The following is a 22,144-nucleotide window of genomic DNA, read 5'->3' as shown; positions in this document are numbered from 1 at the left end:
CACCGAGCAGGATCCCGACCGGGAGGAAGAGGCATGCGAAGACCACTGCGGGTCGTCACCGCGACGGCCGTCATCGTACTGATGCTCGCCGGCTGCGACATCCGGATCCCCTCCGACCCTGAGGGCACGCTCGAGGCCGTCGACGGGGGCGTGTTGCGAGCGGGGGTGTCCCCGAACGGAGAGTGGGTGCGGTGGGACGGAGAAGAACCCCATGGGGTCGAGATCGACGTGCTCACGGCGTTCGCCCGATCGCTCGACGCGGATGTCGAGTGGACGGTGGGCTCGGAGGAGTCGCTCGTGCGCGGTCTCGAGCAGGGCGACCTCGACGTCGTCGCCGGCGGCATCACCGAGCAGACGCCGTGGACGAGCAAGGCCGGAGTGACCCGCCCCTACGCCGAGGCGGCGCTCGGGGACGGCTCGACGGCCGAGCTCGTCATGCTCGTCCCCCTCGGGGAGAACGCCTTCGTCTCGGAGCTGGAGACCTTCCTCATCGACGAGGCCGAGAGCCGGGGGATCGCGCCGTGAACGGCGAGGGCGTGTACTTCGGTCAGACGCGGCTCCCCGACCGCCAGGCCGAGGTCCTCCGCCGGGCCGTCCGGCTGGAGTGGGTCACGATCGGCTTCCTCGTGGTCACCGCGACACTCGTGTTCCTCGTACTCGGCAACTCGCAGGCGATGAAGGCGGCGTGGGCCGAAGACCTGTTGTCGTTCATCCCGCCCCTCGCCTTCCTCATCGCGGCGCGTCTGGCGCGACGTCGCCCCACCCGCAGCCACCCCTACGGATTCCACCGCTCCGTGGCCGTCGGGCACCTCGTCGCGGCGGTCGCCCTGACCGGAATGGGCGCGTTCCTGATCGTGGACTCCGGTATCGGCCTGGTCACGGCCGAGCATCCCACCATCGGAACCGTCGAGGTCCTCGGGGTGACGATGTGGCTCGGGTGGCTGATGGTCGCGGTGATGGCCGTGACCGCGATCCCGCCCGTCATCGTCGGTCGACTCAAGATCGGTCTCGCTCGCGAGCTGCACGACAAGGTGCTCTACGCCGATGCCGACATGAACAAGGCCGACTGGATGACGTCGGCGGGAACCATCGTGGGCGTGCTCGGCATCGGCATCGGCCTGTGGTGGATGGATGCCGCGGCCGCCATCTTCATCGCGCTCAGCATCGTGCACGACGGCGTCGGCAACCTGCGCGCCGCGGTCGTCGACCTCATGGACGCCCGCGCGACGACCTTCGACGACACGCTCCCCCATCCCCTGGTGGACCGGGTGGACCAGTACCTCGCCGCGCTCCCCTGGGTGGCAGAGGTCGGGTCGCGCGTGCGCGACCAGGGCCACGTCTTCCACATCGAGGCCTTCGTCGTGCCCCGTAAGAAGCGGTTGTCGCTGGACGACATCGAGCGGGCCCGGAAGGGGTGCGTCGCTCTGGATTGGAAAGTGCAGGACGTCGTCATCGTCCCGGTGCCCGAACTCCCCGTCGTCGTGGACCCGGTCACTCCCCGAGGATCAGCCGCCTGATCGCGGCGTCCTTCGAGCCGCCCAGCTCCATCGTGCGACCCTTGCGGTACAGCGAGAACACCCGCGGGTCGATGTAGCTCGCCTTCGCCACGGCAGGCGTGTTGCCGAGCGCTTCGGCTGTGGCGCGCACCGCGGCGACCTCGGCCTTCTTGCGCTCGTTCTTCCCGCCCGTCGTGCCCGCGTTCGCGAGGGACTCCGCCGCGAGGATCGTGCCACGCAGGGTGCGGAAGTCCTTCGCGCTGAACGGGCCGCCCGTCAGGGAGCGGACGTACGCGTTCACGTCGCCCGGCGTCAGGGGAACGCGTCGTCGCCCGCGCTTGTAGCTCAACAGCGCCGCCCGCGAGCGTCCGAGGGCGAGCTCTTCGACGATGGATGCCAGCTCCGCATCGCGCAACGAGAGCTCGGCGCGCTTGCCACTCTTGGCGGGGAACGACAGACGGATCAGGTCGCCGTCGACCGTGGCATCGCGTCTCTGCAGAGTCGTGAGCCCCCTGCTCCCGTTCGTGACGAAGTACCGGGCGTTGCCCACGCGCGGGGCGACCAGGTCGAGGAAGCGGAACGACACCGCCAGCACCCGCTCGCGGTCGACCTCGGCGCGGCGAAGCGATTGCGTGACGCGGGCGCGCGCTCGGGGCAGGGTCTCGGCGAGCTGCAGGGCACGGGCGAACTTGCCCTTGTCCTGACGCTTCGACCAGTCCGCGTGGTACGTGTACTGCCGCCGCCCGGCCTCGTCGGTGCCGACGGCCTGGATGTGCGCGTTGGGCTCGCGGGCGATCCACACCTCGCGCCAGGCGGGAGGGATGACCAGCCCGCGCGCGCGTTCGGCCTCGCGTTCGGGCACGGAGGCCCCGGTGTGATCGACGAATCGGAAACCCGAGCCGGAGCGCACCCGGCGGTACCCGGGGTCTTCGTAGGGGCGGACCCGGACGAGACGGGCCATCGCGTCAGTGCGTGCGGAGCATGTCGATGAGCTCCGCCTTCTTCTTGCCCGAGTACCCGGTCAGCCCGAGCTCCTTCGCGCGCTTTTTCAGCTCGGCGACCGTGCGGTCCTCGTAGTTCTCGGCGTGCCCGCCCTTCTCACCGATCGCGTCGCGACCTCGAGCGGCTGCAGCGTTGGAGATGCGCGCGGCCTTCTCTTTCGAGTCGCCCTGCTTCCGCAGCTCTTCGTACAGATCGGGGTCCTTCAGGCTGTTCGATCCTCGCCCTTGCGGCATGGCCGTCTCCTTCCGTCGGGAATCCCGACGCTAGGGGGGAGCGCCTCCCGCCGCACTCGGCTTGACAACCGGTTCGCACCGTCTCGTCGAACGGGGGTTGACCAACTCGCGATATATCGCGATACTCGAACCAACGCGATATATCGCGAGTGAGGAGAAACAGCCATGGAGAAATGGATCGTCCACCCCGGCGAGACCCGCGTCATCGACGTCGACGCCCTGCGCGAGCTGAAGATCGGACTCGTCGGCGGCCAGGTCGACGTGATCGCCCACGACGAACCCGACGCCCGCATCGAGGTGCACGGCGTCACCGTGAAGGACCTGCGCATCGAGATGGTCGACGGCCGCCTCGAGATCAACCACCCCCAGCTGCGGTGGGACAACTTCCTCGAGGTGTTCCGCAACTTCGGCGCGGGTGGCCCGAAGGCCGAGGTCAGCGTCGCGGTGCCGCGCACCGTCGCCCTCACCCTCGGCGTGGTCAGCGCCAGCGCGCTCGTCTCGGGGCTTCACACCGATGTGCGCTTGAACACCGTCTCGGGCGACATCATCGTCGACGGCCTCACGGGCGACGTGGACCTCAACGCCGTCTCGGGCGACGTGCAGGTGCGCGAGCTCGATGGCGCCCTGAGCGCCAACAGCGTCTCGGGCGACGTCGCCGCGACCGGCCGCATCACGAAGGCCTCGATCGATACGGTCTCGGGCGCCATGCTCGTCGACTCGACGGGACCGACGCAGTCCGTCTCGCTCAACTCGGTCAGCGGCACCGCCACGATCCGCCTCGACCGCTCGCTGCCCGCCAACTACGTGTCGCGGTCGGTCAGCGGCCGCGTGCAGATCGACGGCCAGGTGCGATCCGGCAAGGGCCCGACCAACTTCACCGGGTCGACCGGCGCGCTCGCGGGCCAGTTCGTCGACGTGCGCGCCAACACCGTCTCGGGCGAGATCACGGTGCTGCGCCGCGGCATCTCGGGCCTGCGTCCCGAGGAACTCGCCGGAGAGGAGGAGTGGTGATGAGCCCCGTCTTCTCGCACGGCGACCTGCGCCTGTACATCCTGAGCCTGCTCGACGAGGCCCCGCGCCACGGCTACGACCTCATGCAGGCCCTCTCCGAGCGCACGGGCGGCACCTACTCGCCCTCCGCCGGCACCATCTACCCCCGACTCTCGAAGCTCGAGGAGGAGGGCCTGGTCACCAAGACCGTCGACGGCCGCAAGACCGTCTACGAGATCACGGATGCCGGTCGCGCCGAGGTCGCCGCGCGCACGGGCGACCTCGAGGGGATCCAGGCCGGCCTCGCCGACAGCGTGCGTCTCATCGCGGACGAGGTGCGGGGCAGCGTCCGGGATGCGATGCGCAGCCTCCGCGCTGATCTGGCCGCCGCCTCGCGTGAGGAGCGCGAGCAGGCGCAACCGACCCCGGCCGATGACCCGCGCTCCCGCAGCCGGGAACAGCTGTCGCGGGCCGATGCCGCCATCAATGAGTTCCGCGGGCGGGTGCGCTCCGAACTGCGGGCGCACGTCGCGCGCGGCGGAGAGCTCGCGGCATCCGGAGTCGACGACATCGAGGCGGCACTGCGCCAGGCGTCCGAGGCCGTCACGCGAGCGATGCGCGGCTAGGGCGTCACTCCCACGGCAGATCATCCTCGGCGCCGACCGGTTCTCCCTGCGGGACGATGAGGACCGGTCGGCGTTGCCGATGGCTCAGCCGTGCCGCCACCGAACCGGTGAGGAACTCGCGCAGCGATTCGCCGAGGCCGCGCTTGCGCGTACCGACCACGATGAGCGACGCGTCGATCTCGTCGGCGAGTTGGATCAGTGCCAGGGCGGGATCTCCGATGATCTGGCGCACGCTCCAGGTGACGGTGCTCTCGCCGAGAGCTTCGGCCGTCGCGCGGCGCACCTCGTCGAGGGCGGCCTTCGCCGCCGCCCCGGCCACGTCCACCGTGGAGGAGTGCACGTATCCGTCGGGGTCTTCGAAGGCCACGAATCGCGTGGTGTCGACGTGGGCGACGATCAACTCGGCGTGCGAGAGGGCCGCGTAGTGGGCCGCCTCGCGCACGATCCGGCTCGACTGCCCGGGGACGACGGCGGCGATCACCTTTCCGGCACCGGCGCTCGCGCGGGGCTGATCGGTCATGGAGTCTCCTCTCGACGACGGCCGCGGCCCGGTCGCCGCCCCTCGACGGCTCGGCCGGAATGCGCCGTGATATCCTGGCTGTTACTCTTACCGGCTCGGTCCGGAACCGCAATACGCAGGGCCCACAGTCGGCCCTCGACGTCGATCGTGAGGGGGTCTCGCATGGGGCGTGGCCGTCAGAAGGCGAAGAACACCAAGATCGCCCGTGAGCTGAAGTACGACACCTATTCGGTGAACTACTCGGCTCTCGAGCGCGAACTGGGTGCACCCGCTCCGGGTGAAGACGCGTACGTCGACAAGTGGGCCGACCAGTACAGCGACGAATACGACAACGAGAAGGCCTGACGCCTTCCCGCTCGTTCTCGTACCGCTCGTACTTCGGTGCCGCGGTCGTCTGATCGTCGTACCCGCAGAAGCCAGAACGCCGAAGGGCGGCGACGTTTCCGTCGCCGCCCTTCGCTCGCGTTCGCGTTGCGTCGTCACCAGGTGAGGCCCGTGCGACGTTCCCATGCCTCTTCGACGCTCTCGCGGCGCACCATGACGATCGCGGCGGGAACGACGAGCAGCAGAGCGACGCCGAGAAGAGAGAGACCCGCGATCCAGCCCCCGGTCACCTCGTGCGTGAGCCCGATGGCCAGCGGCATCAGGGCGGCGAAGGCGTACCCCACGCTCTGCACGAACCCGCTCAGGGCGACCGTCGTCTCGTGCGAGCGCGTGCGCAGCCCGAACAGCACCAGTGCGAGGGGGAACATCAGGGGCGGGATGCCGATGAGCACGACCCACAGCACGGTCGCGGTCGCCGGAGCCACGATCAGCCCCAGCACCCCCGTCACCCCGCACCCCACCGCCACCACGTAGAACGGGGTGGTGCGGCCGAGCCGCGCCACCAGCAGGGGCACGAGGAGCGACACCGGCAGGCCCATGAAGGAGAAGAGCGCGAGCAGTCCGCCGGCCTCCGCGGCATCCACTCCGGCGACGTCGATGAGCAGGGGCGGCATCCACGCGAACATCCCGTAGGCGACCGAGGAGTTCACGCCGAACGTGATCACGAGGGCCCACGTCTGCGGCACACGCACGAGCCGCGACAGCACGGCCGTGCGCGGCTCGTCGAGCGCATCGCGTCGCGACGCCCGCGCGCGCAGGTTCAGAGCGACCCAGGGGGCGACCGCGGCCAGCGCCACGACGGCCCACGTCACGAACGAGCCGCGCCACCCCACGGCGTCGGCCAGCGGCACGGCGACGAGCGGGGGCGTGAACGTCGCCACCGCCATCGCGGTGCTGTAGACGGTCGTCATGAGTCCGATGCGCTCGGGGAAGTACTTCTTCACCACGGTCGGGATGAGCACGTTCGCGACGCCCACCGCCGCGAACACCCCGGCCGTCGCCCCGAGGAGCGACCACGCGTCCAGCGCCGCCGCGCGAAGCCCCAGCATGACCGCGGCCGTGATTGCGGCGATCAGCACCGAGCGCTCCAGCCCCAGGCGCCGCTCGATGGCCGGTGTCACCATTCCGGCGAGTGCGAACGCCACCGGAGGAGCCATGCCGATCAGGCCCACCACGACCGCCGGGAGCGGGAACTCCTCGCCGATGCGCGTCAGGAGCGGCGACAGCGAGGCCACCGCGATGCGCAGGGTCAACGCCAGCAGCACGATCGCCGCCGCGGCAAGGGCGATGGTTCCCGCGCTGCGGCGGGTCAAGACTCCTGGCTGCCCTCGACCCAGGCGAGGTACTCCTCCGACACGGTTCCCGTGACGTAGCGGCCGTCGAAGCAGCTCATGTCGAGATCGACCAGGTCGGTCCCCTCCATGATCGCCGCCTTGAGGTCGTCGACCTCTTGGTACACGAGGTAGTCGCAGCCGAGCTCTTCGGCGATCTCGGGGATCGTGCGGCCGTGGGCGACGAGCTCGTGGCGCGAGGGCATGTTGATGCCGTAGACATGGGGGTAGCGCACCGGCGGGGCCGCCGAAGCGAACGTCACGCTCTTGGCGCCGGCATCCCGAGCCATCTGGATGATCTCGCGGCTCGTCGTGCCGCGGACGATCGAGTCGTCGACGAGCAGGACGTTCTTGCCCTGGAACTCGGTCGACATGGCGTTGAGCTTCTGGCGCACGCTCTTCTTGCGCACCGCCTGCCCCGGCATGATGAAGGTGCGGCCGACGTAGCGGTTCTTGTAGAAGCCCTCGCGGTACTCGATGCCGAGCTTGCGGGCCACCTGCATCGCGGCCGGACGCGCGGAGTCGGGGATCGGCATGACCACGTCGATCGTCCCCGCGGGGGTGTACTTCGCCACGGTGTCGGCCAGGCGCTCGCCCATGCGCAGGCGCGTCTCGTACACCGAGACGCCGTTCATGACCGAGTCGGGGCGCGCGAGGTAGACGTACTCGAACGAGCACGGCGCGAGCGTCGGGTTCTCGGCGCACTGCTGGGAGTGCAGCGTCCCGTCGAGGGTGATGAACACCGCTTCGCCGGGGAGCACGTCGCGCACGACCTCGAAGCCGGCGTTCTCGAGCACCAGCGACTCGGACGCCACGATGTACTCGTCGCGCGGCTCGCCGCCCGGCACCTGAGCGGCGGGCCGCTTGCCGAGGATGAGGGGACGGATGCCGAAGGGGTCGCGGAACGCGAGCAGACCGTAGCCGGCGATGAGGGCGATCGAGGCGTACGAGCCCTCGACGCGCTCGTGCACGCGGGCGACCGCGCGGAACACCTGCGCGGGGTCGAGATCGGGGCCGGTGATCTCGGACTGCAGCTCGGAGCCGAGGATGTTCACGAGCAGCTCGGTGTCGCTGCTGGTGTTGAGGTGCCGACGGTCCTTGTGGAACAGCTCGCCCGTGAGCTCGCGCGTGTTCGTGAGGTTCCCGTTGTGCACCAGCACGATGCCGTAGGGCGCGTTGACGTAGAAGGGCTGGGCCTCTTCTTCGTTCGACGCGGTGCCCTTGGTGGCGTAGCGCACGTGACCGAGACCGATGTCGCCGAGCAGGGCGCGCATGTCGCGCGTGCGGAAGGCCTCGCGCACCTGACCGCGGGCCTTGTGGATGTGGAAGACGCCGCTGGACTCGGCCGTGGCCATGCCCGTCGAGTCCTGGCCCCGGTGCTGGAGGAGGAGGAGCGCGTCGTAGATCTCCTGGTTGACCGGGCCCTGCCCGGCCATGCCGACGATGCCGCACATGAGGTGTTAGCTCGCTCCGTTCGCCGGCGTGCCGGCATCCGCGTAGGTTCCGACCAGGCGCACGGCGCCGCCGTCGACGCCCTTGGCGCCCTGTTCGTACTCGCCCTCGGGGCGGGCTGCGTCGCGCACGACGCCGACCTGCCACGTGGCGATGCCCTCGGCCTGCAGCGCCGCGATCGCAGCGTCGGCGACCTCGGCGGCGACGACCGCGAGGAAGCCGATACCGAGGTTCCACGTGCCCTCGGTCGCCGTGAGCTCGAGGCCGCCCATGTCGGCGAGGACGCGGAACACCGGCGAGGGGCTCCAGGTCGAGCGGTCCACGTCGACCCACGTGTTCTGGGGCAGGACGCGCGCGAGGTTCGCCGCGATGCCACCGCCCGTGACGTGGCTGAGCGAGTGGATGCCGGTTCCCACGGCCTCGTCGTCGAGCAGGCGCAGCAGCGGCGAGGTGTACAGGCGCGTGGGCTCGAGCAGCGCCTCGCCCCACGTCCCGCCGAGCTCGGCCGAGGCGGAGCCGTAGGCGATGCCGGCGCCGGTGATGATGTGGCGCACGAGCGAGTAGCCGTTGGAGTGCAGGCCGCTCGAGGCCAGCGCCAGTACGACGTCGCCGCTGCGCACGCGATCGGCGCCGAGGATGCGGTCGGCCTCGACCACGCCGGTCGCCGCTCCCGCGACGTCGTAGTCGTCGATGCCCAGCAGGCCGGGGTGTTCGGCGGTCTCGCCGCCGACCAGCGCCGTGCCGGTCATCGCGCAGCCACGCGCGATACCCGCGACGATGTCGGCGATGCGCTGCGGCACGACCTTGCCGCACGCGATGTAGTCGGTCATGAACAGCGGACGCGCACCGACCACGATGATGTCGTCGACGACCATGCCGACGAGGTCTTCGCCGATCGTGTCGTGCTTGTCGATCGCCTGCGCGATCGCGACCTTCGTGCCGACGCCGTCGGTGCTGGTCGCGAGCAGGGGGCGCGCGTAGTCGCGGAGCGCGGAGGCGTCGAAGAGACCGGCGAAACCGCCGACCCCGCCGAGCACCTCGGGCCCGTGCGTGCGACGCACGGCCGACTTCATCAGTTCGACGGCGAGATCTCCGGCGGCGGTATCGACGCCTGCGGCGGAGTACGGGTTTTCGTGGGGAGCGGAAGCCACCGCAACAGACTACCCGGGGCGAACACGCGCGGGCACCGCGCCCGCGACGCAAGGCCCACCCCGAGGCCTCTCCCCGTCCCTACAATGACGCCATGACGGGCGGTCAGCCGGAGTGGGTGATCCGCGAAGACGCGGCGCAAACGGTGCTCGTCGCGCTCTATCTGCGCCAGGTCCTCGGCATCCGGTCTCCCGACGAGCTCCCCGCCCTGCGTCGTGTGCCGCCCCCGTGGGTGGACGAGCGGACGGATGCCGCGCACGCCCAGCTCGAACGGGAGTGGCGCGAGTACTGGGCGATGACGGTGGAGCCGCAGGCGCACCCCTCGCCCGTTCCCCTCGAGTTGATCGACGGTTTCGACACTCTCGTCACCCTGCCGGTCGAAGGATCCGAGACCCTGCGTGCGGCCATCGGGGCGCACGCCGACGACGCAGTGGACTTCGCCCGGCTCGCGCACGACCGCTACGCCCGCGAGGCCGCCGCCCGACCCGGGGTCTCGTACCGCGCCTACGCGAGCGCGATCGCCGCGCACGAGCGGGCCGTGGGGCGACGCGCGCACTCGTTCGAGCTGAACGTGCAGGTGCTCCCGCTGGCCCAGCGGGGCGTGTGGTGGATCGGTTCTCTGACCGTGGCGGTGACCGACGGTCTACGCGGCGACGTGGCCGCCTTCGACACCGCGATCCACCCGATCATCGCCGAACTGGCGTGAGCGACGCTGTGCCGGTCAGTTGCCGTGCTGCTCGTGCTCGACCGTGACCTGGCGGGTCCGGCCTCCGACGGTGCGCTCGAAGATCAGGGCGACGATCGCCCCCACCGCGACGCCCAGCACGACGAAGATCAGGGCCGTGAAGCCGAAGACCTGCATCTGCGAGTAGACGACCTGCGTGTACGGGCTGATGTCGGAACCGTCGATGAAGACGGTGAGCAGGAGAGCGACGAGGATGCCGAGGAACGCCCCGGCCGCCAGGAACACGCCGTACTTCGGGGCGCGACGGACCGTCAGCGTCTGGCGCTCATCGCGCGCGGCGGACGATCGTTCGGGGGCGGGCTGCTCGGCCATACGCCTATTGTCCCACCGCCGCACCGTTTCGGGGTCGCTCCGTCTCGGCGTCGAGAGGGCGGGGCGGCGGGCGTGCGGGGCGGGGTGCGTCACCGCGGGGAGCGCGGCGGTGCCGTCGAGCTGCGCACGATGAGCTGGGAGGGCAGGACCGTCTCGTGCGGCGAGGGGGAACCGCCCATCGCCTGCAGCAGCAGATCGACGGCGAGCGCCCCCGAGCGGGCGATCGGCATCCGCACGGTGGTGAGGCTCGGCGTCACCGCTCCGGCGAGCTCGATGTCGTCGATACCCACGAGGCTGACGTCGTCGGGGCACACGCGCCCGAGCTCGGCCATGCCGGCCTCGAGCCCGAGGGCGACGAGGTCGTTGTAGGCGATGACCGCGGTGGCGCCGCTGGCGACGGCCGCGGCGGCTCCCGCTCTCCCGCCCTGAATGGATGCCGCGTGGTTGCTCAGGCGGGTGAGGCGGATGCCGAAGCTCTCGCACGCGCGCGCCACGGCGTCGGCGCGCTGTTCGTCGGCCCATGAGCCGTGCGGTCCGGACGCGTACGCGATGTGGTCGTGACCCAGGGCCGAGAGGTGCTCGACCGCCTGGGTCGGTCCGCGCTCGGCGTCCATCACCACGCACACGGCGCCGTCGATGACGCGGTTCACGATGACGTGCGGCGTCTCGCCGACGAGATCGAGCACCTCCCGCTCGGGGAGGCGCGGCGAGCACAGCAGCACCCCGTCCGTTCGGCATCCGAGTTCGATCGCCTCGCGCTCGCGGCGAAGGTCTTCATCGGCGTCGAACAAGACGATGCGGTGGCGGCCGTGCCACGCCTGCCCCTGGATCGCCTTGAGCAGGGTCGCATAGACGGGGTTCGCGGCATCCGGGACGACCACCGCGATCGTGCGGGTGCCGACGGCGGCCTGCGGCGTGGCGTAGCCGAGTTCGGCCGCAGCGCGGCGCACGCGTTCGAGGGTCGCGGGGGCGAGCCGGTCGGGCTCTCCGAAGGCGCGGGACGCCGTGGCGATCGACACCCCCGCGTGCCGTGCCACCTCGGTCAGGTTCGCCGCCATCACCACCGTCTCTCTGCCGTCGTTCCATCATCGTGCATGCCGACCTGAAAACTGTTGACAAGTTTGTACAAACACTGCACACTGCTTTCATGCCGATCATCGACGATCTCCCCCGGTCGAGCCCCGCCGCTTCGTCGGGAGCCCGCGCATGAGCGCGATCCTGCGCCGTGGCGCGACCCTCCCCGCGGCCGTTCCCGCCGCCCCCTCGGGCGCCGGCATCCTGCACCTCGGACTCGGCAGCTTCCACCGCGCCCACCAGGCCGCCTACACCGCCGCAGCCCTGCGCGCCGAGGGCGGCGACTGGGGCATCGTCGGCGTCGCCTCGCGCTCGCGCCGGGTCGTCGACGCTCTGCACGCGCAGGACCACCTGTACTCCGTCGCGACGGTCTCACCCGCGGGCACGACCCTCGACATCCCCGGGGTGCACACCGACTCGTACGTCGCCGCCGATGACCCGGCCCGCGTGGTCGCCGACCTCGCCGATCCGCGCATCCGCATCGCGACGCTCACGGTGACCGAGAACGGCTACAGCTACTCCAACGCCACCCAGCGCCTCGACGTCGCCGACCCGATCGTCGCCGCTGACCTGCGCGGAGGCTCCCCCCGCTCGACCATCGGCCAGCTCGCCCGCGGCCTGCAGCGCCGGGCCTCGGCGGGCGGTGAACCGATCGCGATCCTCAGCTGCGACAACCTGCTGTCGAACGGCTCGCACACCGAGAAGCTGGTGCGCGCGTTCCTGCAGGAGCTCCCGGATGCCGAATCGGCCGATGCCCTGGCGTACCTCGACCGCGCCGTGACCTTCCCCTCGAGCATGGTCGACCGCATCGTGCCGTCGACCACCCCCGAGCTCACGGAGCGCGTCGCCGCTCTCCTCGGCGTCCGCGACGACGTGCCCGTTCCTGCCGAGCCCTTCACGATGTGGGCGATCGAAGACCGCTTCGCGGGTGGTCGCCCCGCGTGGGAGGCCGGCGGCGCGGTGTTCACCGACGAGGTGAGCGCGTACGAACTGCTCAAGGTGCGCCTGCTCAACGGCACGCACTCGCTGATCGCCTACCTCGGCGCTCTGCGCGGGGTTCCCACGATCCCGGATGCCATCGGCCTGACCGACGTCGAAGCCGCCGCCACCGCGATCCTGCGCAGCGAGTACGAGCCCTCGGTCACCGCCCCGCGCGGGGTCGATATCGCCGCGTACGAGCGCGACCTGTTCGCCCGCTGGGGCAATAGCGCGCTCGGACACCGTACGAGCCAGGTCGGCTCCGACGGGTCGGTCAAGCTCGGCCAGCGCATCCCCGGCCCGGTCGCCCAGGCGTTCGAGCGGGGAGAGTTCCCGCACCTGATCGCCCTCACGGTGGCCGCGTACCTCGCCTGCGTCGCTCCGCCCGCGGGCTTCGACCCCGGCCCCCACGCCGCGGCGATGACCGACCCGGCTCGCGAGCGCCTCGCCGCCGCGACCCGCGGCGGGCGCGACCTCGCCGCCCGCGCCATCGTCGAACTCCAGCTGTTCGGCGAAGACCTCGCGCACCGCACCGCCTTCGTCGACCGCGTCGGCGATCTGCTCGACACGATCGTCGAGCGGGGCGTCGACAGCGCGATCGCCGAGAGTCTCTCGGCATCCGGCACCCTCTCCCCCACCGCCCCTTGAACCCACCCGCGCCCGCCCGGGCGCACAGACCCGAAGGAGACGCGATGAAGCTTCTCGCGATCCACGCCGCGGAGGACATCCGCTGGGAAGACCGCCCCGCCCCCGAACCCGGCGACGGCGAGGTGCGGCTGCGCGTGCGCTACGTCGGCATCTGCGGGTCGGACCTGCACTACTACTTCCACGGCAAGAACGGCGAGTACGCGGTGCGAGAGCCCCTGACCCCCGGTCACGAGCTGTCGGCCGAGGTCGACCTCGACCCCTCGGGGCGCCTCGCGCCGGGCACGCCCGTCACCGTGCACCCCGCGCGCTTCGGCCCCTCGGTGCCGGGCCTCGAGGAGCGCCCGCACCTTCGCGCGGGTGGCGACTATCTCGGCAGCGCCGCGGGCTTCCCCCACCGACAGGGCGGAGCCGCCGAGCTGCTCGTGGTCGAGGAACACATGATCCGCGTCCTGCCCGAGGGGCTGTCCCTCGAGCGCGCCGCCCTCGCCGAGCCCCTCGCCGTCGCCATCCACGCGGTGAGCCTCGCGGGCGACCTCTCCGGCAAGCGGGCGCTCGTCATCGGATCCGGCCCCATCGGCCTGCTGGTCGCGGCGGCCGCCGTGCACGCGGGAGCCGGACTGGTCGCCGCGAGCGACGTGCGCCCCGAACCGCTCGAGCGCGCTCGCGTCCTCGGTGCGGCCGAGACCTTCCTCGTGGGCACCGACGCGATCGAGAACGAGTCGTTCGACGTCGTCTTCGAGTGCTCCGGCGTCGGAGTGGCCCTCACCCAGGCGGTCCGCGCCGCCCGCCGCGCCGGCACCGTCGTGCAGGTCGGCATGCTGCCGGACGCCGAGCTCGGGGTGAACCTCGCCCCGATGCTCGCGAAGGAGCTGACGCTGCGCGGAGCGTTCCGCTTCTCGACCGAGATCGACGACGCCATCGCGATGCTCGCCTCGACCGACGCGCTCGACACCGTCGTGTCGCACGTCGTCCCCGCCGCCGACGCGGTGAGCGCGTTCGCCGTGGCGCGGGACTCCTCGGCATCCGCCAAAGTCCTGCTCGCTCTCTGAGCGGGCCCCTCGAACATCCCCCGACACCCAGCGATCCCGCTACGCATCACCTACGAAGGAGTAATCCGATGAGCAGCTCATCCGCCCCCGGCGTCGACGCCTCGACGTCGCCGCCCGTCGCCAAACGGTCCGTCGGCGACCTCGCCCGCGCCGCCGTCTCGGGCTGGCTCGGCACCGCGCTGGAGTTCATGGACTTCCAGCTCTACTCGCTCGCCGCAGCCCTCGTCTTCAGCCAGATCTTCTTCGCCGGCGGCGACGCCGCGATGGCGGTCGTTCTGGCGATGGCCACCTACGGCGTGGGCTACGTGGCCCGCCCGGTCGGCGCCTTCTTCTTCGCCCGCATCGGCGACAAGATCGGCCGCAAGCAGGTGTTGTTCTACACGATCCTGCTCATGGGCGCCGCGACCACCCTGATCGGCGTGCTGCCCACCTACGAGCAGGTCGGCATCCTGGCCCCGATCCTGCTCGTGGTGCTCCGCCTCGCCCAGGGCTTCGGCGCCGGAGCCGAGATCTCGGGCGCGGGCGTCATGCTCGCCGAGTACGCCCCCGACAACCGCCGCGGCGTCGTCGCCTCGCTCGTCGCGCTCGGCACCAACTGCGGGACGCTGTTCGCCTCGGGCATCTGGGCGATCCTGCTCGCCGTGATGATGGAAAGCGACGTCATCGCGTGGGGCTGGCGCATCCCCTTCATCGGCAGCGCCGTCATCATGCTCTTCGCACTCTGGGTGCGCTTCAACCTCAAAGAGAGCCCCGTCTTCGAGGAGCGCACCGACGTCGTCGACGGCAAGGCGCTCTCGCGCGCCGAGCTGCACAAGGTCGCCACCGAGACCAACGACATCCGCACGCTCGAGTCGCTGCAGAAGAAGCCCCTCAAGGCCGTGCTCGTGTCGTTCTTGCTGCGCTTCGGCCAGGCCGGCAACTCCGGCATCGTGCAGACCTACCTCATCTCGTTCATCACGATCACCCTCGCGATCTCGAAAGAGGTCGGCCCCGAGATCGTCATCGTCTCGTCGCTGATCGGGTTCCTCACGATCCCGCTCGTCGGCTTCCTCGGCGACAAGTTCGGCCGCCGCCGCATGTACATCGTCATGTCGGCGCTGTCGCTCGTGCTGATCGTGCCGACGCTGCTGATGATCAACTCCCGCGAGGTCGGTGCGATCTTCGTCGGCTACGCGCTCATCCACAACATCTCGGTGCTGGGCCTGGCGTCGATGGAGAACATCTCGATCCCCGAGATCTTCGGCGCCCGCAACCGCTACACCCTCACCGCCGTCGTGCGCGAGGTCGCCGCGATCGTCGCCACCGGCATCGGCCCGGTCATCGCCGCCGCGTGGGTGGCCGCAGCCACCGGCAGCATCGTGCCGATCATGGTGCTCATGGGCGTGTTCACCGCCGCGGCGCTGGTCGCCGCGATCGTGGCCCCCGAGTGGACCGGTCGCGATCTGCGGGATCCCCGCCCCGCGATGTGATCCCGCGGGGTCGCTCTCGAGCGGCCCCGCACCCGGGCGGGTTCGTGACGGCGGACCCGCCCGGCATCCCTCTCCTCCCTCGTCCTCCCGGGGCGTTCGGCGTGGCCCCGGGTCCGCGTACGACGCCCCGGAGCCGGCTCCGACGCCCCCGCGCGTGCGGCGCTGCTCCCTCCAGCGCCCCGGGGCCACGAATCGTGCCCCGCTCCGACCCGCCGCCTCCCTCCGCCAGAAAGTCCGCACATGAGCATCGCCTCCGTCGACGTCATCGTCACCAGCCCCGGCCGCAACTTCGTCACCCTGAAGATCACTACGAGCGACGGCGTCGTCGGATGGGGGGATGCCACCCTCAACGGCCGCGAGCTGTCGGTGGCGTCGTACCTCTCCGACCACCTCGCCTCGATGCTCATCGGCCGCGACGAGGATCGCATCGAAGACACCTGGCAGTACCTGTACCGCGGTGCCTACTGGCGTCGCGGACCCGTCACCATGGCCGCCATCGCGGCCGTCGACATGGCGCTGTGGGACATCAAGGCCAAGAAGGCCGGGATGCCGCTGTACCAGCTGCTCGGAGGCGCGAGCCGCGACGGCGTGCGTGTCTACGCCCACGCCTCGGGCACCGACTTCGAGGCCCTCTCGAACGCGATCACCGGATACCGCGAGCTCGGTTTCACCGCCGTGCGCGTGCAGACGGGCGTCCCCGGCCTCGGGCAGATCTACGGCGTCTCGGCCGCGGGCCCGGGCGTGCGCTACGACTACGAGCCCGCGAAGCGCTCGGGCGACCGCCCCGCCGAAGAGACCTGGGACACCCGCCAGTACCTCAACCACATGCCCGGGGTCTTCTCGAAGATCCGCGAGGAGTTCGGCACCGACCTGCGCATCCTGCACGACGGCCACCACCGCATGTCGCCCATCGAAGCGGCACGCTTCGCGAAGGACGTCGAGCCCTACGACCTGTTCTGGCTCGAAGACGCCACCCCCGGCGAAGACCAGACGGCGCTGCGCCTCATCCGTCAGCACTCGACCACCCCGCTCGCGATCGGCGAGGTGTTCAACACCGTGTACGACTACCAGACGCTCATCACCGAGCGCCTGATCGACTACGTGCGCTCGGCCGTCACCCACACCGGCGGCATCACCGCGATGAAGAAGCTCCTCGACTTCGCCGCGATCTACGGCATCCGCTCCGGCATCCACGGCCCCACCGACATCTCGCCCGTCGGAATGGCCGCGGCCCTGCACCTGGATCTGGCGATCCACAACTTCGGCATCCAGGAGTACATGCCGCACAACGAGCAGACGCTCGAGGTGTTCCAGACCTCGTTCACCTTCGACAAGGGCTTCCTGCACCCCGGCGACCAGCCCGGTCTCGGCGTCGAGCTCGACGAAGAGGCCGCCGGCGCGTTCGAGTACACGAAGGCGTACCTGCCCGTGAACCGCCTCCTCGACGGGACCGTCCATGACTGGTGAGCTCCCCTCCCGCACCGTCGCCTCGAAGCTCGTCGTCGTCGCCCGGGCGTCCGCCGCGTCGGATTACGCGCCGGTGCTCGCCGCTCTCGCCGAGGCGGGCGTGCAGAGCGTCGAGCTGACGCTCACGACGCCGGGCACCTTCGACGCCTTCGCCGACCTGCGCTCGTCGTTCGACGGCGACCTCGGCATCGGCACGGTCACGAACCTCGAACAGCTCGAGCGCGCGATCGCCGTCGGCGCGGACTACGTCGTCACCCCGATCACCTCGGCTGTGCTGGTCGAGCACGCGGTCGCCGCGGGCATGCCGATCATCCCCGGCGGTCTCACGCCCACCGAGCTGTTCGCGTCGTGGTCGGCTGGCGCGTCGGCGGTGAAGGTGTTCCCGGCCGGACAGGTCGGTCCCGGCTACCTGAAGGACCTGCGCGGACCGTTCCCCGACATCGCGGTCGTCCCCTCGGGAGGGGTGGATGCCGACAGCGCGGCCGCCTGGCTCGCGGCGGGCGCCGTGGCGGTCAGCGTCGGCGGTCCACTTCTCGGCGATGCGTTCCGCGGCGGCGACCTGGGTGCGCTCCGCGAGCGGGCCGAGCGGTTCGTCGCGGTGTGCGCCGGATCGGACGTACCCGCGTGACCCGCGTCGTGACCCTCGGCGAGACGATGGCGCTCGCCCGGACGACCGAGGTCGGCTCGCTCCGCCACGCCGCGGGCCTCGCCCTCGGCATCGGGGGCGCCGAAACCAACGTCGCCGTGGGCCTGCGCCGTCTGGGCGTCGACGCCGCGTGGCTCGGCCGCGTCGGCGACGACCCGCTCGGCGAGCGCATCGCGCGGGAGCTGCGCGGAGAAGGACTCGACGTGCGCGCGATCGTCGACGCCGCGGCCCCGACGGGCCTGATGCTCAAGGAGCGCCCGTCCGCGGCATCCACCGCCGTGCACTACTACCGCCGCGGTTCGGCGGGCTCGCGCCTCGCGCCCGACGACCTTCCGGCGGGATGGATCGAGAACGCCGACCTGCTGCACGTCACGGGCATCACGCCCCTGCTGTCCGACACCGCTCGCGCGACCGTGCTCGCGGCCGTCGAGCGCGCCCGCGCCGCCGGCGTTCCCGTCAGCTTCGACGTCAACTACCGCTCCGCCCTGGCGTCCGCCGTGATCGCGGGGCCGATCCTCCGCGAGATCGCGGCGCTGTCGACCCTCGTGTTCGGCGGGGTCGAGGAGTTCGCCCTGATGAGCCCGGATGCCGCCGAGTCGCTGCTCGATTCCGGCGTGCAGCACGTGGTGGTCAAGCGCGGCCCGGATGGAGCCGCCGCCTTCACAACGGCGGGCGCCACCGAGGCCCTGGGCTTCGTCATCGACCCGCTCGACACGGTCGGCGCGGGCGACGCGTTCGTCGCGGGCTACCTCAGCGCCCACCTCGAGGGCCTCGACGTGGCCGACACGCTGGTGCGCGCCAACGCCTGCGGCGCGATGGCCTGCCTCGTGCCCGGCGACTGGGAGGCCGCGCCCACGCGCCGCGACCTCGAGCGTTTCCTCGCCGGCGGCGGGGATCCGGTGCGGCGCTGACGTGGGCGCCGGCCACCTCCCGGAGGTCACGCCCTCCGCGCGACGGTGCACGGCTCGTTCGTGTGATCTCGCGCGGATCGCGTGCCCTCGATGACGAGCCGCGGATGCCTCGACCCGGGCTACGGCCGCAGCGGCAGCAACGCGCTGAGGTCGGCGCGCACGCCCGAGGCGACGATGCGGCCGGCGGTCACGGCATCCGCCCACTTCTCTTGGCCCGTGGCGACGGCGATCCAGGTTGCGGCATCGGTCTCGACCACGTTGGGCGGAGTGCCGCGCGTGTGCCGGGGGCCCTCGATCACCTGCACCGCGCCGAAGGGCGGCACGCGCATCTCGACCGAGTTGCCGGGGGCCTTCTCGACGAGCAGCTGCAGCAGGTAGCGCACAGCCGTGGCGGTCGCTGGGCGCGGGGCGTCTCCGGCAGCGACCGCGGCGAGCGCGGCACGGCCATCTCCGGTTTCGATGCGGCGGGGAGGCATGGCATCCACGCTACCCGCGGGCCAGTGGCGGGGGCGCCGCGCGGCGCGTGGCGGCACAACGCAGGAGATCGGCGCGCGAACACGGGAGAACCGCCGGCCCGGGCGCGCCCTGTCGCCAGGTCTCCTGCATTGTGTCGGGGCGCCTCCCTCGAAACCCACCGCGACACAACGCAGGAGAACATGCGCCTGCGAAGCCAAGCGTGCCCGCCCGATGCGGCCGGACGGTCGCGCGTCCTGCGTTGCGCCCGCGGCGCGAAGGTGCGATCCCGCGCTCGGTAGGCTGTCCGCGTGAGAATCCTGGTCCTCGGTTCGGGCGCGCGCGAGCACGCCATCATCCTCGCGCTGCGCTCCGAAGAGGAGTCGCACGCGATCTTCGCCGCCCCCGGCAACGCCGGAATCGCCCGCGAAGCGCACCTCGTCGACGTCGACCCGATGGACCCCACCGCCGTCCTGACCTTCGCGAAGAACGAGGCGATCGACCTCGTCGTCGTCGGCCCCGAAGCGCCCCTCGTCGCGGGCGTCGCCGACCCGCTGCGCGCGCACGGCATCCCCGTGTTCGGCCCGGGCAAGGCCGCGGCCCAGCTCGAGGGGTCGAAGACCTACGCGAAGCGGATCATGGATGCCGCGGGCGTCCCCACCGGCGGATCGGTCCGCGCGCACGACACCGCCGCCGTCGAGGCCGCCCTCGACCGGTTCGGCGCCCCGTACGTGGTCAAGGCCGATGGTCTGGCCGCGGGTAAGGGCGTCATCGTGACCTCCGACCGCGCGGCGGCCCTGGCTCACGCCGAGAGCTACCTGCCGAGCGGCGCCGTGCTGATCGAGGAGTTCCTCTCCGGACCCGAGGTCTCGCTCTTCTTCCTGAGCGACGGCGACCACGTCGCCCCCCTCAGCCCCGCCCAGGACTTCAAGCGTCTGCGCGACGGCGACGAGGGCCCCAACACCGGCGGCATGGGGGCGTACTCGCCCCTCCCCTGGCTGACGGAACGCTTCGGCGGCGAGGACGAGTTCGTGGCGCAGGTCACGCGCGACATCGCCGAGCCCGTGATCCGCCAGATGGATGCCGAGGGCACCCCCTTCATCGGGCTCCTCTACGCCGGGCTCATCCTGACCGAGCAGGGCGTGAAGGTCATCGAGTTCAACGCCCGTTTCGGCGACCCCGAGACGCAGGTCGTCCTGCCGCGTCTGATCGACCCCCTGTCCCGCCTCCTGCTGGCTGCGGCTTCGGGCACGCTCGAGGATCAGCCGCGTCCCGCTTTCGCCGAGGCGACCGCGGTCACGGTCGTGCTCGCGAGCGAGGGGTACCCCGAGGCGCCCCTCACCGGTCGCGTGCTGACCGGGATCGACGAAGCCGAAGAGGTCGACGGCGTCCACGTCGCCCACGCCGCGACGGCGCTGCGCGACGGCGACCTCGTCGCGACGGGTGGGCGTGTGCTCAGCGTCGTCGCCACCGGCACGACCTTCGGCGAAGCGCGCGAGGCGGCCTACGCCGGGCTCGAGCGCATCGGGCTCGAGGGCGGGCAGTACCGCACCGACATCGCCGCGCGCGCGGCCCAGGGCTGACGGGCCCGACCCGTTCCGCCGACCCGCGGTCGCCCCCTCGGCGAACCGCTTCGTGCTCGACCCGGGCCGCGCGCGCCGCTAGCGTGTGGGCCATGGTCGACAGGGATGCCACGGCACGGGGCCGTGAGATCTTCGACCCGATCGCCGAACGCCAGTGCGACCTGCCGGGCGTCGACATCGGGCGGATCTTCGGCACCGAGGGGCTGCGCATCCGCGAGAAGGTCTTCGCGTTCGTCGTCCACAGCGGCTCGCTCGTCGTGAAACTGCCCGAGGAGCGGGTCGGCGAGATCGTCGACGAGGGGATCGCCGGCCCCATGATCATGCGGGGGCGCCCGCTGCGCGAGTGGGCTGAGGTCCCGGTCGACGCGGGAGCTGCGCGCTGGAACCAGCTCATCGACGAAGCAGGAGCCTTCGTCGACGCGATCACGCCGTAGCCTCGACCGATGACTTCGACCGCGTACGACGCCCGAGCCGACGAGTACATCGACGCCCTCGGGACGATGGATGCCGTCCACCCGGTCGACCGGAGCATCGTCGAGGCCTGGGCCACCGCCGTCACCGGCCCCGCGCTCGACGCCGGCTGCGGCCCCGGTCACTGGACGGGGCACCTGGCCGGACTCGGACTCGACGTGCGGGGCGTCGATCTCGCGCCGCGGTTCATCTCGCACGCGCGGGCGGCTCATTCCGGCATCCGGTTCGATCTCGGCTCGATCGACGAGCTCGAGGTGGAGGACGGTGGGCTCGGCGGCATCCTGTCGTGGTTCTCGACGATCCACCACGAGCCCGCTCGCGTCGACGTCCCGCTGCGGGAGTTCGCCCGAACGCTCCGTCCGGGCGGGCGACTGCTGCTCGGCTTCTTCGTCGGAGAGAGCATCGAGGCGTTCGATCACGCCGTGACCCGCGCCTATCGCTGGCCCGCCGCTGAGCTGGGCCGGAGAGCGGATGCCGCGGGCTTCGACATCATCGAGACCCACACGCGCGCGACCCTCGGCGCCCGGCCGGTGGGGGCGCTGCTGTGCGAGCGGCGGGCGTGATGCGGGCGCGGAGTGTTGTCGCGCTCGGGCTGAGCGCCGTGGTCCTGGGGCTCGCGGGGTGCTCCTCGGAGAGGGGGCGCCAGGACGTCGACGCGGTGCTCTGGCGGCAGACGATGGCGCACGAGAAGGTGGGGGCGCTCCTCGATGTCTCGCAGCGCGAGACCGGGACCGTGCTCACGGGGCTCCGGAATGCCGCGTGGGATCGCATGGGACAGACACCACCCGATGTCCGCGAAGGCGCGATGGTCGTCTACGACCTGCACATCGCCGAGCCCACCGCTACCTTCTCCGTCTTCCTTTCGTCGGGTCCCCGGCCGGACCTCCCCCGCGATGGCGGCGGGCTCTACAACGGTCCGAGTGAGGTCTACACCTGCTGGGACGTGACCGCGACGTTCGGCCGGACGCCCGCGACGACGACCCGCGAACTGGGCACGGAGTGCCCGCCGGATCTCGTCGAGCAATTGCCCGACGACGCGGCCTTCGTCCGGCGCGACGCCTTCGACGGCTGAGCCCACGGCGACAACGGCGACCACAGATGCGCTTCTCGGCCGGCGGACCCGTCTCGCGGGCTTCGGCAAAGTCGAACGCGGAC

At 71.3% G+C, this 22,144-nt stretch carries 25 protein-coding genes; 16 read left to right on the top strand and 9 right to left on the bottom strand.

Going from position 1 to position 22,144, the window contains the following annotated elements; translation table 11 throughout:
* Nucleotides 1-33: 33 nt before the first annotated feature.
* Complete coding sequence (locus ASE56_RS05085; RefSeq protein ID WP_056225808.1) at nt 34-525, top strand: transporter substrate-binding domain-containing protein; 492 nt, start codon at nt 34-36, stop codon at nt 523-525.
* Nucleotides 522-1,517, top strand: coding sequence for a cation diffusion facilitator family transporter (locus tag ASE56_RS05080; RefSeq protein WP_056225807.1), 996 nt, complete (start codon nt 522-524; stop codon nt 1,515-1,517). Before ASE56_RS05085 ends, ASE56_RS05080 begins: the two co-directional genes overlap by 4 nt.
* Here ASE56_RS05080 and ASE56_RS05075 read toward each other — a convergent pair.
* Both ASE56_RS05075 and ASE56_RS05070 read right to left on the bottom strand, forming a co-directional pair.
* The gene (locus ASE56_RS05075) at nt 1,492-2,457 is read right to left on the bottom strand and encodes a DNA topoisomerase IB (protein ID WP_056225803.1); all 966 of its coding nucleotides are present in this window, start codon (nt 2,455-2,457) and stop codon (nt 1,492-1,494) included. The genes ASE56_RS05080 and ASE56_RS05075 overlap by 26 nt on opposite strands.
* 4 nt (nt 2,458-2,461) lie before the next feature.
* A complete protein-coding gene (locus tag ASE56_RS05070) occupies nt 2,462-2,731 on the bottom strand; it encodes a Rho termination factor N-terminal domain-containing protein (RefSeq protein WP_056225800.1) in 270 nt (89 codons plus the stop codon).
* A gap of 165 nt (nt 2,732-2,896) precedes the next feature.
* On the opposite strand from ASE56_RS05070, the gene ASE56_RS05065 reads away from it, so the two are divergent.
* Nucleotides 2,897-3,742, top strand: a complete 846-nt coding sequence (locus tag ASE56_RS05065; RefSeq protein ID WP_056225796.1) for a DUF4097 family beta strand repeat-containing protein — start codon at nt 2,897-2,899, stop codon at nt 3,740-3,742.
* A complete protein-coding gene (locus ASE56_RS05060) occupies nt 3,742-4,347 on the top strand; it encodes a PadR family transcriptional regulator (RefSeq protein ID WP_056228198.1) in 606 nt (201 codons plus the stop codon). Before ASE56_RS05065 ends, ASE56_RS05060 begins: the two co-directional genes overlap by 1 nt.
* A 4-nt stretch (nt 4,348-4,351) precedes the next feature.
* Here the strand turns inward: ASE56_RS05060 and ASE56_RS05055 are convergent, their stop codons facing one another.
* Entirely contained in the window at nt 4,352-4,867 is a 516-nt protein-coding gene (locus ASE56_RS05055) for a universal stress protein (RefSeq protein ID WP_056225792.1), read from the bottom strand.
* 162 nt (nt 4,868-5,029) lie between these two features.
* Between ASE56_RS05055 and ASE56_RS05050 the strand changes: the two genes are divergently transcribed.
* On the top strand, nt 5,030-5,212 hold the full coding sequence (locus ASE56_RS05050; RefSeq protein WP_056225789.1) for a DUF3073 domain-containing protein: 183 nt from the start codon (nt 5,030-5,032) through the stop codon (nt 5,210-5,212).
* A gap of 134 nt (nt 5,213-5,346) precedes the next feature.
* Here the strand turns inward: ASE56_RS05050 and ASE56_RS05045 are convergent, their stop codons facing one another.
* The 3 genes from ASE56_RS05045 to purM are packed head-to-tail and all read right to left on the bottom strand — an operon-like array spanning nt 5,347 to nt 9,185.
* Entirely contained in the window at nt 5,347-6,564 is a 1,218-nt protein-coding gene (locus tag ASE56_RS05045) for a CynX/NimT family MFS transporter (RefSeq protein WP_056225787.1), read from the bottom strand.
* Complete coding sequence (purF, locus tag ASE56_RS05040; protein ID WP_056225782.1) at nt 6,561-8,036, bottom strand: amidophosphoribosyltransferase; 1,476 nt, start codon at nt 8,034-8,036, stop codon at nt 6,561-6,563. The genes ASE56_RS05045 and purF overlap by 4 nt, the downstream gene beginning before the upstream one ends.
* Before the next feature lie 6 nt (nt 8,037-8,042).
* Nucleotides 8,043-9,185 (bottom strand): phosphoribosylformylglycinamidine cyclo-ligase, encoded by a 1,143-nt coding sequence (gene purM / locus ASE56_RS05035; RefSeq protein WP_056225779.1) that lies wholly within the window; start codon nt 9,183-9,185, stop codon nt 8,043-8,045.
* Between the two features lie 92 nt (nt 9,186-9,277).
* Here purM and ASE56_RS05030 point away from each other — a divergent pair, with 92 nt between their 5' ends.
* Complete coding sequence (locus ASE56_RS05030) at nt 9,278-9,889, top strand: hypothetical protein (RefSeq protein WP_056225776.1); 612 nt, start codon at nt 9,278-9,280, stop codon at nt 9,887-9,889.
* 15 nt (nt 9,890-9,904) lie between these two features.
* Here ASE56_RS05030 and ASE56_RS05025 read toward each other — a convergent pair whose 3' ends face one another.
* Together ASE56_RS05025 and ASE56_RS05020 are read right to left on the bottom strand one after the other, a co-directional pair.
* The gene (locus tag ASE56_RS05025; protein ID WP_056225773.1) at nt 9,905-10,240 is read right to left on the bottom strand and encodes a hypothetical protein; all 336 of its coding nucleotides are present in this window, start codon (nt 10,238-10,240) and stop codon (nt 9,905-9,907) included.
* Between the two features lie 89 nt (nt 10,241-10,329).
* A complete protein-coding gene (locus tag ASE56_RS05020; RefSeq protein WP_056225771.1) occupies nt 10,330-11,298 on the bottom strand; it encodes a LacI family DNA-binding transcriptional regulator in 969 nt (322 codons plus the stop codon).
* Between the two features lie 148 nt (nt 11,299-11,446).
* On the opposite strand from ASE56_RS05020, the gene ASE56_RS05015 reads away from it, so the two are divergent.
* The 6 genes from ASE56_RS05015 (at nt 11,447) to ASE56_RS04990 (ending at nt 18,482) form a co-directional block, all read left to right on the top strand.
* A complete protein-coding gene (locus tag ASE56_RS05015; protein ID WP_056225768.1) occupies nt 11,447-12,940 on the top strand; it encodes a mannitol dehydrogenase family protein in 1,494 nt (497 codons plus the stop codon).
* 44 nt (nt 12,941-12,984) lie between these two features.
* Nucleotides 12,985-13,989: a zinc-binding dehydrogenase gene (locus tag ASE56_RS05010; protein WP_056225764.1), complete on the top strand. Its 1,005-nt coding sequence runs from the start codon at nt 12,985-12,987 to the stop codon at nt 13,987-13,989.
* Nucleotides 13,990-14,057: 68 nt separating this feature from the next.
* Complete coding sequence (locus ASE56_RS05005; RefSeq protein WP_056225760.1) at nt 14,058-15,458, top strand: MFS transporter; 1,401 nt, start codon at nt 14,058-14,060, stop codon at nt 15,456-15,458.
* 240 nt (nt 15,459-15,698) lie between these two features.
* The gene (gene manD, locus ASE56_RS05000) at nt 15,699-16,925 is read left to right on the top strand and encodes a D-mannonate dehydratase ManD (RefSeq protein WP_056225757.1); all 1,227 of its coding nucleotides are present in this window, start codon (nt 15,699-15,701) and stop codon (nt 16,923-16,925) included.
* Nucleotides 16,915-17,553 (top strand): bifunctional 4-hydroxy-2-oxoglutarate aldolase/2-dehydro-3-deoxy-phosphogluconate aldolase, encoded by a 639-nt coding sequence (locus ASE56_RS04995; protein WP_056225754.1) that lies wholly within the window; start codon nt 16,915-16,917, stop codon nt 17,551-17,553. Before manD ends, ASE56_RS04995 begins: the two co-directional genes overlap by 11 nt.
* Nucleotides 17,550-18,482 (top strand): sugar kinase, encoded by a 933-nt coding sequence (locus ASE56_RS04990; RefSeq protein WP_074696088.1) that lies wholly within the window; start codon nt 17,550-17,552, stop codon nt 18,480-18,482. Before ASE56_RS04995 ends, ASE56_RS04990 begins: the two co-directional genes overlap by 4 nt.
* Nucleotides 18,483-18,601: 119 nt before the next feature.
* On the opposite strand, the gene ASE56_RS04985 is transcribed toward ASE56_RS04990, so the two are convergent.
* Entirely contained in the window at nt 18,602-18,958 is a 357-nt protein-coding gene (locus tag ASE56_RS04985) for a sterol carrier family protein (RefSeq protein WP_056225751.1), read from the bottom strand.
* Between the two features lie 288 nt (nt 18,959-19,246).
* On the opposite strand from ASE56_RS04985, the gene purD reads away from it, so the two are divergent.
* The 4 genes from purD (at nt 19,247) to ASE56_RS04965 (ending at nt 22,061) form a co-directional block, all read left to right on the top strand.
* On the top strand, nt 19,247-20,518 hold the full coding sequence (purD, locus tag ASE56_RS04980) for a phosphoribosylamine--glycine ligase (protein ID WP_056225748.1): 1,272 nt from the start codon (nt 19,247-19,249) through the stop codon (nt 20,516-20,518).
* A gap of 92 nt (nt 20,519-20,610) precedes the next feature.
* A complete protein-coding gene (locus ASE56_RS04975; RefSeq protein ID WP_056225745.1) occupies nt 20,611-20,952 on the top strand; it encodes a hypothetical protein in 342 nt (113 codons plus the stop codon).
* Between the two features lie 9 nt (nt 20,953-20,961).
* The gene (locus ASE56_RS04970) at nt 20,962-21,552 is read left to right on the top strand and encodes a class I SAM-dependent methyltransferase (protein ID WP_056225741.1); all 591 of its coding nucleotides are present in this window, start codon (nt 20,962-20,964) and stop codon (nt 21,550-21,552) included.
* Nucleotides 21,552-22,061, top strand: coding sequence for a hypothetical protein (locus ASE56_RS04965; RefSeq protein ID WP_162234488.1), 510 nt, complete (start codon nt 21,552-21,554; stop codon nt 22,059-22,061). Before ASE56_RS04970 ends, ASE56_RS04965 begins: the two co-directional genes overlap by 1 nt.
* Nucleotides 22,062-22,144 lie beyond the last annotated feature (83 nt).

The sequence above is a fragment of the Microbacterium sp. Leaf203 genome (genome assembly GCF_001421275.1).
Taxonomy (GTDB): Bacteria; Actinomycetota; Actinomycetes; order Actinomycetales; family Microbacteriaceae; genus Microbacterium; species Microbacterium testaceum_A.
Note: the sequence above shows the minus strand (reverse complement) of the source record. Positions and strands in the feature narration are given on the sequence as shown.